This window comes from Reichenbachiella agarivorans, from assembly GCF_025502585.1.
In the GTDB taxonomy this organism is placed as follows: domain Bacteria; phylum Bacteroidota; class Bacteroidia; order Cytophagales; family Cyclobacteriaceae; genus Reichenbachiella; species Reichenbachiella agarivorans.
This window is the reverse complement of the sequence record NZ_CP106679.1, coordinates 4,006,114-4,018,917: the sequence shown is the minus strand read 5'-3', so window position 1 is coordinate 4,018,917 and position 12,804 is coordinate 4,006,114. Positions and strand designations below refer to the sequence as shown.

General features: G+C 46.0%; 7 protein-coding genes. 5 read left to right on the top strand and 2 right to left on the bottom strand.

Annotation, left to right across the window (positions count from 1 at the left end; translation table 11 throughout):
• Nucleotides 1-36 precede the first annotated feature (36 nt).
• Entirely contained in the window at nt 37-1,374 is a 1,338-nt protein-coding gene (locus N6H18_RS16765) for a family 43 glycosylhydrolase (RefSeq protein ID WP_262309437.1), read from the bottom strand.
• 189 nt (nt 1,375-1,563) lie between these two features.
• Here N6H18_RS16765 and N6H18_RS16760 point away from each other — a divergent pair, with 189 nt between their 5' ends.
• From N6H18_RS16760 to N6H18_RS16740, 5 genes are all read left to right on the top strand, one after another.
• Nucleotides 1,564-3,381 (top strand): arylsulfatase, encoded by a 1,818-nt coding sequence (locus N6H18_RS16760; protein WP_262309436.1) that lies wholly within the window; start codon nt 1,564-1,566, stop codon nt 3,379-3,381.
• A gap of 3 nt (nt 3,382-3,384) precedes the next feature.
• Complete coding sequence (locus tag N6H18_RS16755; protein ID WP_262309435.1) at nt 3,385-5,049, top strand: sulfatase-like hydrolase/transferase; 1,665 nt, start codon at nt 3,385-3,387, stop codon at nt 5,047-5,049.
• 7 nt (nt 5,050-5,056) lie between these two features.
• A complete protein-coding gene (locus tag N6H18_RS16750; RefSeq protein ID WP_262309434.1) occupies nt 5,057-6,619 on the top strand; it encodes a sulfatase family protein in 1,563 nt (520 codons plus the stop codon).
• A 113-nt stretch (nt 6,620-6,732) separates the two neighbouring features.
• Complete coding sequence (locus N6H18_RS16745) at nt 6,733-8,232, top strand: sulfatase-like hydrolase/transferase (protein ID WP_262309433.1); 1,500 nt, start codon at nt 6,733-6,735, stop codon at nt 8,230-8,232.
• 164 nt (nt 8,233-8,396) lie between these two features.
• Entirely contained in the window at nt 8,397-10,739 is a 2,343-nt protein-coding gene (locus tag N6H18_RS16740) for an Ig-like domain-containing protein (protein WP_262309432.1), read from the top strand.
• Between the two features lie 69 nt (nt 10,740-10,808).
• Here the strand turns inward: N6H18_RS16740 and N6H18_RS16735 are convergent, their stop codons facing one another.
• Complete coding sequence (locus N6H18_RS16735) at nt 10,809-12,710, bottom strand: carbohydrate-binding protein (RefSeq protein WP_262309431.1); 1,902 nt, start codon at nt 12,708-12,710, stop codon at nt 10,809-10,811.
• Between the last annotated feature and the right edge of the window lie 94 nt (nt 12,711-12,804).

The window sequence follows — 12,804 nt, the reverse complement described above, 5'->3', positions numbered from 1 at the left end:
AAAAGGAAGACTGCTTTCTTTATATTTTTGGGTATCCTACTCTATTACCAGCCAATTCAAATTAACTACCTTGGTCGATCCCCAATCTGCTTTGAATACGACATAGAGGTCGTGTATGCCTTCAATTTTGTTTTCCACAGGAGCTTCTTGGGTTATCCATTTGTTCCAACCTCCTGTGTACTGTGCGTTAAAAGTAGCAACCAAGGGCCCTTTGGGGCTGTCTATCCTTACTTCGTATGATCCTATGCGTTGGCCACAAGAGACGCGTGCATGTATCTTTTGCGCTTCTCCTGATCCAAAGTTGACCCTATTGAATCCGACGTATGACATCATGTGTGTCTCGCACACCATCCAGCCTTTAGGTTCATTGCCTCCCACAAAGGCCGTCTCTGCCCCTTTGATTTCGCTGTAGCGATCGATTTGGATTGTGTCGCCAAGCGTAGGCGTGTTGATGCCACGCAGTGTGGGCGTAACCTTGCGTATGGTGCCATCAGGTTTGAATTCCATATAGTCAGCGCGCATAGAGCGAAGTTTGTTTTGTCCACTGATGTCCCACCAGTGGTAAAACAGTATCCAGCGATCCTTGTACTTGACCACAGAGTGGTGGTTGGTACCATTGTCGATGTTGTCCATGATCTTGCCCTGATAGGTGTAGGGACCCATAGGACTATCACTAGTAGCATAGCCGATGGTGTAGCCCTCATCAGCGAAGACATGAGCGAAGGTCAGGTAATAGACGCTGTCTTTTTTGAATGGAAAAGAACCCTCTTTGTATCCTGCTGGCAAGCCTTCAATCAGCAGGGGCTTTTGGGTAATAGCTTTCATGTTTTCTGCCAAAGGAGCAACATAGAGCTCATGTCCACCACCGAAGAATAGATAAGCATGGTCATCGTCATCTAGTAACAGGCCTGGATCGATACCACTCACTCCATCTATGTAGTTTTTCTCCCATTTGAAAGGCCCTGTTGGGCTGTTAGATAGACCTACACCTATTCTTCTAAAAGCACTCCCATCTTCTGGGCTGGCTGGGTAATAATAGTAGTACTTGTTACCTTTTTTGATGCAGTCTGGTGCCCACATACCATAGGAGTTTTTGGCTCCCCATGGCACTTCGTTTTGATCGAGCACTACTCCGTGATCTCGCCAAGTATTGCCGTTTTCTAGAGAGAAAATGTGGTAGTCTGGCATGCAAAATCGCGGAGGATTTTTCAGATCGGCTGGTGGCACTACATCATGCGAGGGGTAGAGGTAGAGCTGACCATCAAATACCCGAGCAGTAGGGTCGGCAGTGTAGATATGTGTGACCAAAGGATTTTGACTCACCACTAGGGATGAGATAGTCATTGCCAAATAGAGAAGTAGAAGTTTTTTCATCTTTTGTAAGCGAGTTTGATTTTTTGCTTCACGATATTAGTTTCAAAAACATGATGAAGGCTGGGGTAAATAACTGCATATTAAATTCCCCCTCCTTTTGGTGAGTATTTGCCTATGCTCATTGCTTGCGCTACTGTTTACTTTAGCATCCTGTATTTAATATATTATGGACTTAATAGAAAAAGATTGATGAGAGGACTATCAAAGTTAGTCATTGGATTGTGCATGTGGATTGGTATGTGGTCATGTGTAGAAGTGGAGACCCGTCTTCCAAATGTCGTGCTGGTCATATCAGATGATCAGGGATATGGAGATGTGGGGGTGCATGGCAATCCTATCATCCAAACTCCAAATATGGACGAGCTGCATGGGCAGAGCACACGCCTTACTGACTTTCATGTAAGCCCAACTTGCGCACCTACCCGCGCCGCCCTATTGACAGGCAGGTATTCCAACCGTACTGGGGTGTGGCATACCATCGCTGGCCGTTCACTGTTGCACGACAGTGAGGTGACTCTGGCTGAGGTGCTCAGACAAAACGGCTATGCTACGGGCATGTTTGGCAAGTGGCATTTGGGAGACAATTTTCCTTTCAGGCCAGAGGACAATGGTTTTGAGGAAGTAGTAGCACATATGGGTGGAGGTGTTGGACAGCAGCCTGACTACTGGAACAATGACTATTTCGACGATGTGTATTACCACAATGGCAAGCCTAAGAGATATGAAGGATATTGCACAGATATTTGGTTTGAGCAGGCCATTGATTTTATCGATGCTAAGCACAAGGCCAACGAACCCTTCTTCACCTACATCTCCACCAATGCACCCCACGGCCCTTATTATGTAGCGGATGAATATATGGAACGCTACAAGAACAATCCTGATGTGGTCAATCCAGCGTTTTATGGGATGATTGATAATCTGGATGACAATCTGGGACGATTGATGAACTATTTGGACGAAAATGAGCTAAGTGACAATACGATTTTCATTTTTATGACGGACAATGGTACAGCCGCAGGGTTCAATTATGGCAAGGGAGGCTTGGCCGCACAAGGCTACAATGCGGGTATGCGCGGAGGCAAGGGTACTGAATATGAAGGGGGACACCGTGTGCCTTTCTTTATCCGATGGCCTCAAGGTGGGATCAAGGCAGGAAAGGATATCGACGACCTTACATCCCATATTGACATCATGCCAACCCTGCTGGCATTGGTAGGTGCCAAGTCTACTCCAGAGTTGAGTTGGGACGGAGTGAGTTTGAAAGACTTATTGCTAGGTAGGCAAAAGACCGCATCATCAGGTCGCGTGATCGTCACGGATTCTCAACGCAAGGAATTTCCTGAAAAGTGGCGAAATAGTGCCACCATGCAAGACAAGTGGCGTTTGATCAACGGCAAGAGCCTATACAAGGTGGACGATGATCCAGGGCAGCAGACCGATGTGAAAAACGACTATCCCGAAAAATTCAAAGAACTGACCATGGCCTATGATGCCTGGTGGAACGGGATACAAGATGATATTCGAAAAACACCTAGATTTCCACTTTGTACGGATCAGGAACCAGTTACTTTGCTACATGCGCACGACTTGCACCTTTACGAGGAGCGTGGCATAACTTCCGTACCTTGGAACTCCATGCTGATGCGTGAGGGATTTAAAACCGATGGGTTTTATACTGTGACTGTACCCGAAGCGGGTAAGTACCGTTTTGAACTCTTTCGCTGGCCACCTGAAGCACAAGCCGCCTTGGCTGGCGAAGTAGCTCCTCGACCCGCCGTACCTGGTACTACTGTCGAGATGTTGCCCGCAGGCATAGCTCTTCCGATCAAGAAGGCTTATATTGACATTGCAGGTCAACAGACAGAAAAGGACGTGGATCCACAGGCAGAGTCCGTATCTTTCGAACTGACTTTGGAACCTGGTGATACCGAACTCAAGGCTCAGTTTGCTGAGGAAGAGGCAGAGCCTTACGCGGCTTTTTATGTTCGAGTTTCCAAAGTATAATTCATGAAGAATCCAATACTTGCAATAGCTTTTGTACTATTAGGTCTATCAGTAGAGGCACAGAATCGTCCCAATTTCGTTTTTGTACTCACAGATGATCAACCGTACGGGATGATGGGGTGTACAGGCAATGATATTGTACAAACGCCTCATCTCGATCGTCTGGCAGACGAAGGGATGCTCTTTACCAATGCGCATATCACCAGTGCAATATGTACGCCAAGCAGGGTGTCCATATTGCTGAGTCAGTACGAGCGCAAGCATGGGGTCAATTTCAACTCTGGCACGAGTGTTTCTGATGAGGCCTGGGCCAAGAGCTACCCGATGGTCATGAGAGAAGCAGGATATTACACTGGTTGGGTGGGTAAAAATCATGCACCCATCGGTAGAGGAGGTTATGAAAGTGGCGTGATGGAGCAGAGCTTTGATTACTGGTATGCTGGTCACGGGCATCTGGGCTTCTATCCCAAAGACCATCACAAGATATTCGAAGATGCACAGTCAGATACTCAGGTGGAGGTGGTAGCAGAAGGGGTAGAGGACTTTCTTGATCCCAATGCCAAGCGACTAGAAGGTGCCGTAGAGTTTCTCGAAAAACGTCCCAAAAATCAGCCTTTCATGTTGTCGATTTGCTTCAATCTGCCGCATGGTGCTGGTACTAGGAGTATGAAAATGAAGGACAGCGATGATGATATTTATAAAAGTTTATACAGAGACATGGATATTCCGCTGCCTGAGCACTATGTGGCCAAAGCGGATATCACAAACCCCAAATTGCCCGCCGATCTGCTCCGAGCGGAGGATAGACAGTCTGGGTATGACTATGTAGACATCCCTGAGGAGGTGCTTGAAATGTACATTCGTCAGATGCAAGCCATGACAGGAATAGACCGTATGATGGGAGCACTGCGAGCCAAGCTCCGGGATTTAAAGTTGGACAAGAATACAGTTATTATTTTTACCTCCGATCATGGCTTATTCATGGGCGAGTATGGTCTGGGAGGAAAGGCGTTGTGTTATGAAAAGACGACCAAGGTACCCATAATCATTTTTGATCCAAGGGTCAAAGGGAGAAACCGTGGAAAAGAACTGGATCATTTAGCTCAAAGTATAGATATAGCGCCGACCATGCTTTCCATGGCAGGCATAGAGCAGCCTGAAACGTTTCAGGGTGTGGATTTGAGTCCTGTGTTGCGAGGGGATCAGGTGGTGGTCAGAGATTACCTCTATACCGAAAATCTGTGGTCTACCCATTTTGGTAATCCTAGGTGTGAGGCTGTCCAGACCAAAGAATGGAAATATATCCGCTACTACGCCAATCATAATCTCCCTGCCTCACGCAAGGTTCAGACAGCCAAAGAGCTAGACATGAATATAAACGATATGCTTTATGCAGTGCATGATACGGATGTAGCCCAGTACAGACAATATGTAGAAGCTCCTATCAAGGGTGAAGAGCCAGTCTATGAAGAACTCTACCATATTGGTCAAGACCCTATGGAAACAACCAATCTGATATCAACTAAGCAGTATTCAAGTCAACTGGAAATGCTGAAGGAGGCGTGGACGAATGAGATTAAAAAGGCAAGGGGAGAGGGGAATCCGTCAGTTTATCGCTACACGGCAGATAGCCAGTTGCAGTCAGGACAAAATATCAAAACAAAATAAGCAGTTAATGAAACAACTAATCAAATTGGCTCTTGGTCTATTTCTTTTAGTAGGAATAGTCTCGTGTACGAGTCAGAATCAAAAAATAGAATCATCCTCGGCCGCACCTGATGCGAAACCCAATATCGTAGTGATCTACCTCGATGATTTGGGCTATGGTGACGTAGGCGCTTATGGAGCTACAGAAATCGCTACACCCAATATCGACCAACTGGCCAATGGTGGAGTGAGGTTTACTCAAGGCTATGCAACTTCGGCTACTTGCACACCTAGTCGCTATGCCTTGCTTACTGGACAATATCCTTGGCGCAAAGAAGGTGCGCAAATTCTGCCAGGCTCAGCTCCATTATTGATAGACACAGCACAGGAAACACTTCCGAAAATGCTCAAAAAGCAAGGTTATCATACAGGAATTGTAGGCAAATGGCATCTAGGGTTGGGCAGCGGCAATGTTGATTGGAATCAGCACATCAGCCCTGGGCCCAATGAGGTAGGTTTTGACTATGCCTACATCATGGCAGCCACGCAGGATAGGGTGCCGACCGTCTATATCGAAAATGGAAAGGTTGAGAACCTTGATCCCAACGATCCCATCCAGATCAGCTACCAAGAGAATTTCGAAGGAGAGCCGACTGGAAAGGATAATCCTGAGTTGCTCAATATGACCTGGCACCATGGTCACAACAATAGTATTGTAAATGGGATTCCCCGCATTGGCTACATGACAGGAGGAGAAAGCGCCAAGTGGAAGGATGAAGAAATGGCGGACAACTTCCTAGCACATGCACAGCACTATGTACAGCAGCACAAGGAAGAGTCATTCTTTCTCTACTATGCCTTGCAGCAGCCACACGTACCGCGTACACCACACCCGCGCTTTGTGGGCAAGTCAGGTATGGGGCCAAGAGGAGATGTGATTGTAGAGGCTGATTGGATGGTAGGTCAGTTCATCGAGACTTTGAAGAAGGAGGGACTCTTAGAAAATACCCTCATTATCCTGAGTAGCGACAATGGTCCAGTACTCAACGATGGCTACAATGACCAGTCTGACGAATTGCTCGGGGCTCATGATCCCCGAGGGGGATTGCGCGGTGGCAAGTACAGTCTCTTCGAGGCTGGTACGCGAGTCCCTTTCATTACTTACTGGAAAGGAAAAATCCAGCCGCGTGTCTCAGATGCTCTGGTGTGTCAATTGGATGTGTATTCCTCGCTGGCACAGCTCGTCGGAGGAGACCTTAGCACAGCTGATAGCCAAGATCTGCTACCTGCCTTTCTGGGTCAAGTTCAAAAAGGGCGTGACAATCTGGTGTTAGAGGCGACTTCACGTACGGCATTCCGACAAGGAGATTGGGCAATGATCCCTCCCTATCAGGGCAAGCCAGTGAATACGCAGGTCAATATTGAATTGGGCAATGATACAGCGTTTCAACTTTACAACTTGAAGGAAGATCTGGGACAACAAACCAACCTGGCTCAGCAAAAACCTGAGAAACTCCAGCAGATGCTGGCAGATTTTGAAACCATCAGAGGCAAAGGTTATGGCAGTACCACACCTCTGGAATTGAAATAATAGCGGTTGTAAAGGTTGGTCTGACGACTCCAAGTCGCAACCATTTGGATAAAATCCCTCACCCTCTAAGGAGACAGTGGGAGGAATGAAAGACTAAATTCAATGTCACAAACATGAAAAAACAAATACTATACCTGGGGCAAATCCTACTCGCAACAATGATCACTGCGTGCCAGCCACAGACCAAACAAAAACCCAATATCGTTTTCATCTTTACTGATGATCAGACCTACGATGCGATCCATGCCTTGGGCAATGAAGAGATCATCACACCAAATATGGATAGATTGGTGCAGGAGGGGACAACATTCACCCATGCTTACAACATGGGTGCATGGAATGGTGCCGTTTGTGCTGCTTCCCGCGCCCAGATGGTGTCGGGGCGATCAGTATGGCGTGTCAATCAGTTTAGAAAGCACTGGCAAAAAGGCGATTCGCTGGACAAGACCTGGGGACAGTTGATGAAAAAGGCTGGATACGATACCTATATGACAGGCAAGTGGCATGTGGATGCCCCAGCGCCTAAAGTATTTGATAGCACTGCTCATATACGTCCTGGTATGCCTCAGGACTATTGGGATCATGCTACTATGGTACGGCAGTTTGCCGAGCTCGTGGATACTGGCTTGAAAAAGTCAGAAGAGATTATGCCGCTAGGTTATAACCGTCCCCAAAGTCCAGCCGATACAGCCTGGCGTCCAGACGATCCAGCGATGGGTGGTTACTGGGCAGGAGGTCAGCACTGGAGCGAAGTTCTCAGAGACGATGCCTTGGATTTTATCGATCAAGCATCGAAAAGAGACAATCCTTTCTTTATGTATTTGGCCTTCAATGCACCTCATGATCCGAGACAGGCTCCTGCAGCTTATCAGGAGATATATGATACAGTTGATATTTCCCTACCAGAGAGCTGGGTGGCTGAGTATCCCTACCAAGACTTGATTGGTAACGGGCCTTCGTTGCGTGACGAAGCACTGGCGCCTTTTCCTCGTACGGAGTTTGCTACTAAGACGCACATTAAAGAATACTATGCCTTGATTACCCACCTTGATGATCAGATCGGTCAAATTCTGGATGCGCTGGAGCAGAGTGGTCAGATGGATAATACCTACATCTTCTTTACCGCTGATCATGGCTTGGCGATGGGTCGGCATGGCTTGATTGGCAAGCAGAGTCTTTATGATCACAGTGTGCGTCCACCATTTATGGTTGTAGGGCCAGAGGTGCCACATGGGAGACAGATCGACGCGGACATTTATCTACAGGATGTGATGGCATCTGCATTGGATTTGGCTGGTGTGGACAAGCCTGATTATGTAGAATTCAACAGCGTGATGCCATTGATCAGAGGAGAGAAGCTGCAGCAATATGATGCCATTTATGGAGCTTATGTCGATACGCAGCGGAGTGTGCGTAAGGACGGATTTAAATTGATCGTTTACCCTAAGGCAGAGCAACTCTTACTTTTTGATCTCAACAACGACCCAGAAGAGATTACCAATTTAGCTGATAATCCTGAGTACAAAGGGAAGATTCGCGAACTCTTCGATGAACTCATGGTGCTACAGGTGCATTTCCGAGATTCGCTGGATATCAGTTGGATGAAACCATGATTTACAGAATAGTTTTAGGCCACCATGAACTGATTATGGTGGCTTTTTTATCCTCCCCCTATTTTCGAGGGAATTTACCACTGCTCCTTGATTGTACTACTTGTTAACTTGCATCCAAGACTCGACCACCTAATTGGTTATTTATCTGTAAAAGTTAAAAGCATATGAGAGAAAAATTACGATTTTGTATTGTTAGTGTTTTGTTGTGTTTATCAGGGGTGATTGCTTGTCAAATCACCTATGCTCAGACTCATGTCAAGGTGGATATTGCTACCTTGAACTACCTAGGGGAATCCAATGAGCTAAAAAGAGAAAAGTACTTTGCCTACCACAATACAGGTAGCGATACTGAGATGCAGGAGTTCGAAACCACCTATGATGTGGTTCAGGGCAGGAGGTTTTGGAGTCCATACGGATATGCAAAGAATCAAACAGGCGAAGTGGCCAAATACCCAGCATTTAAGCCAGATAATGACAACAGTGTGCGTAGTGTAAAGCGTCAAATCGCTACCGAGCATCCTAGTAATGCCTTTTTGGATGGGATGGATCCTGTGTCGGCGGGTGAGTGGGCAGCCGAGTACTACAAAAACTGGGTTGAAGATGATGAGCGTCCGATGTACTTCGAGCCAATGAACGAGCCCTTTGTTCATGCTTCGGAGTTCTATGATGGTGGATGGAATATCGCCGAAAATATCAGAATCAAAAAACAAATGTCCCAACTGTATGGACAGATCGGGAAGGCGATTCATGCTACACCAGAGCTGGTCAATATGAAGGTGATCGGTTATTCCGCTGCTTGGCCATCGATGGAGCTCGATAATTTTAGTCACTGGGGAGAAAACATGAAGTCATTCATGGATATTGCAGGTGAACACATGGACGCTTTTTCTACCCACCTCTACGACGGTATAAATGTAGAAGGACAGAATAACAAACGATCTGGTAGCAACTCTGAAGCAATCTTGGATCTGATTGAGTGCTACAGCTTTGCGAAATGGGGAGTAGTCAAGCCACATGCCATCTCCGAATACGGTGGTATCGAAAATGGATATGGAACTGACTACAGTGATTTGGCTTCTGTGCAGACTGTCAGATCTATTAATCATCTCCTATTCAACTTGCTGAATCGTGACGATCGTGTAGAGGTGTCGATACCATTCATCACGGGCAAGGCTACATGGCACATCTCAGCAGAAAACAACTACCAGCCTTATGGAGCGGTACTGTGGAAGCCGACGAATATCGGTGAGCCTACTCCTGCAGGTTGGGAATATACACCACGGATTACTTTCTTCCAGCTATGGAAGGATGTGAAGGGTAAGCGAGTAGATATTACATCTGATAATTTTGACATCCAGACCGTAGCATATCTTGATGGAAACAAACTCTACGTGGGACTAAACAACCTGTCTGATAATACACAAGAAGTGAATTTAGAATTCCTGAATGGACTTCCTGAAGTAGCTCAAATCAGCCATCGTTCAATCAAAATATACAGCGACCAAGCACATGAGTATAAGGACGAAATGCTGGATGAATTGCCTGCTGCCATTTCCATGGTAGAAGGGCAAACCTCCGTTTTGATAGTAGAACTGAGCCAGAGTGTAGATCAATTCGAAAAAACAGTAACTACTCGCAGATACTATAGCAGTCGTGTGGTAGAAGGGATATCGGCTAATGCACCGATCTTGTATCAGTTCAAAGACGTGGAGGTAGGACAGGGGCGTGCACAGCTCAATTTTGGAATCGGACGCAAACATGACCGAACCAAGCAGCCTGAAGTGTTGATCAATGGAGTCAAAGTCGAAGTGCCTGACAATTGGAAGGGCTATGACCAGGCAGATAGAGAGGACTTTTTTGGATTGATCGAAGTACCATTTTCGGCTGATCTGTTGGTAACAGGGCGCAACATCGTTTCTTTGACTTTTCCAGATGGTGGAGGTCAGGTCAGTTCAGTGGTGTTGCAATCTACACTAGACAATGCTTCTCTGGCATCTGATGAGATCAGTCTGAACCCTGCTGAGATGAATATGGATATCGGTGATGAGGTACAGATGGAAGTATCTATGGATGGTACCTCAGATATCACTTGGGCTAGTTCCAATCAATTAGTAGCGACAGTAACTGCAGATGGGGTAGTGACTGCATTGGCCGAAGGCAGGTGTATGATCTCTGCCAAGACTGCTGATGGATTGATTGCCTATAGCACAGTATATGTAGTAGACGAGGTACTTTCTGTTGATGGAGGTCTAAATAATTCGGAATGGGTTCTATATCCAAACCCAGCCAATGGCGGAGATGTATCCATTCGTTTCAACCAAGGAGTGCAGGTACAAAAGCTAGAAGTTCTTAATCTGACAGGACAGTTGTTGTATGCTCGATCTATCAATGCTCAAAGAGATACATTAGAGATTCCACTGTCACAATTTACGCAATCTGAGGCTTTGTTGTTAGTTAGAGTTAGAACCGAAAAAGGAGTGCTTCTCACCAAGGTAGTGAGTAAATAAATAATAGTTTATAATGGTTAAGTCAAAGTAAAAAAGCCAGTTTTCTGGCTTTTTTACTTTTTAATCCTCCTATTTTTTCACTCTTATTGTTTGTGTATTTTGGTCTGTGCCAATTCTAAGTAATGAAATTCCTTTTGGTATTGATGCATTGGTGATGATGATTTTAGCATTCTCTTCATGGTATTGAATAGGGAGTACCCTTCCATCCAAGGAAAAGAGAGCGATCTGAGTTTGACGATTGCTATTTTGGTGCAATTGTACTGTCAGATCACCATGAGTTAATGGCATAGGATAGACTGTGACCTGTGAGAGTTCATCAGAGAGTTTCGTTTCATTTTCACTTAGCATACGAGCGTTAGGAGAAGCCCATGCAGACCAAAAATTGAGATTCATTCCTCCAGATACTACCTCTATGCGTACCACATGCTGCCCTGACGAGAGGTTGACGTTGGGGATGGTCAGTGTAGTATAACTTTGCCAGCCACCCGTATTGGGTACAGATTGGGTGCTAGATACATCATTGCCATCGACCAGAATTTTGAACTGGCCATTGCCGTTGATGGAACTCACTCTGACATAGAAGTGGTAATTCATGGTGGAATTGACGTTAGTCGTGTATTCCAACCATTCACCAGTGTTCATCCAACCTATATTGAAGTTGCCACTGCTATCTCCGTTGTTTTCTATATCCACACCGTCGGTGCGATATTGACCACCATTGTTGGTAGCGTCTGTATCGTGATAGGCAACACCTTCACCTCCCATATCATAGTCTTGAGCCTCTATTCTTCCTGGGATAGACCAAGGAGTACCACCATAGGCTGCTTGATTACCTCCTCCATTGGTTACGGTCAGATTGTTGATCTGACAAAAGTCCAGATTCTGCTGCCAGGTAGCTCCCACGGGACGGATGCTGGTCTTCAATATATAGTTGCTACCGACCGCAGGAGCACTGTTTAGATTGATGATGACAGTGGCCGTACCACTACCTGCACCTACAGTAGTACTACCTGTAGCGATCCAGCTGTTGTTCCAAAACTCTACTACCACATCTCTGGATTGACTGGCAATGTACGGAACAGAGACTGAGATAGTGGTCGATGAGGCAATACTGCTAGGCAGGGAATTGCAGCTGATGTCATCTGTACCACCACTTGACGGGGTATTGACGACATAGCGATTCCAGAATTTACTGATGTTGTCGGCATCTGAGCCTATGTTGAATATCCACCAGTTTTCGGAGCAATCTGAAAAATCAACACCGCCACCAGCGATGTTGGGATTTTCCCATGAGGCATTCCAGTTGTCACAGATTTGGTCAGCTTGTGTCCAATAGCTCTTGGAGGCTGCATTGGGGTTACTTGCCGCTTTGGCCTGGTTCATCCAGGTAGTATTGGAGGTGTTGTAGCCTGGTGTGCTGTTGGAGCTATTGCCATCGTCGATCTTGTTGTAGTCTGTGTTGTTCTTGACCCAGTTTAGTTTCCACTGTGTCGCTTGGTCTTCATTCCATTGGCTGTGTTGAACTACGATGATTTTTGACTGGATGGTAGCAGCTGTCACTCCATCGTTCAAGAGTGCCTGACAGAGGTCGTAGGTAAAGTCCGATTGCCCAGCTTCCTGTACAAACACCTTTCCTCCAGCATTGAGGACGGATTTTACTTTGTCTCGCACCCTTGTCACCGAAGCGCTCCAATTGTTATGTGCATCAGTCCATTTTTGGTTTTGTGTACCAAATAAACTGTTGTAAAAACCAGGTACAGCAGAAGTAATGTAAGTGCCGCCTTGCTGTCCGTATGCACCAGCTACTACATAGTAATCAATGCCTGCCAGATCTGGGTGCTGGAGCATACTGGCTAGGGCTGCTGCCGAATGGATGTCATCTTCATCTGGTTTTAAATCAAAGTTGGCTAGTAGTAAATCCTTGCTCTTGTCAAAAAACTGACGGGCTTGGAGATTAACGCTTATGACCATTGCCAAAAGCAGAAAGATAGAAATGGGTCTAACATTCATAATTAAATTGGTTTATGTGAAAAAAATGATTTTTCTAAAAAAATAGCCAACCCCT

What these genes read in the sequence shown, in the direction of transcription:
- N6H18_RS16745 (WP_262309433.1), top strand. Translation starts at nt 6,733, where the DNA reads ATGAAAAAACAAATACTATACCTGGGGCAAATCCTACTCGCAACAATG.
- N6H18_RS16750 (WP_262309434.1), top strand. Translation starts at nt 5,057, where the DNA reads ATGAAACAACTAATCAAATTGGCTCTTGGTCTATTTCTTTTAGTAGGA.
- N6H18_RS16755 (WP_262309435.1), top strand. Translation starts at nt 3,385, where the DNA reads ATGAAGAATCCAATACTTGCAATAGCTTTTGTACTATTAGGTCTATCA.
- N6H18_RS16760 (WP_262309436.1), top strand. Translation starts at nt 1,564, where the DNA reads ATGAGAGGACTATCAAAGTTAGTCATTGGATTGTGCATGTGGATTGGT.
- N6H18_RS16740 (WP_262309432.1), top strand. Translation starts at nt 8,397, where the DNA reads ATGAGAGAAAAATTACGATTTTGTATTGTTAGTGTTTTGTTGTGTTTA.
- N6H18_RS16765 (WP_262309437.1), bottom strand. Translation starts at nt 1,374, where the DNA reads ATGAAAAAACTTCTACTTCTCTATTTGGCAATGACTATCTCATCCCTA.
- N6H18_RS16735 (WP_262309431.1), bottom strand. Translation starts at nt 12,710, where the DNA reads ATGGTCATAAGCGTTAATCTCCAAGCCCGTCAGTTTTTTGACAAGAGC.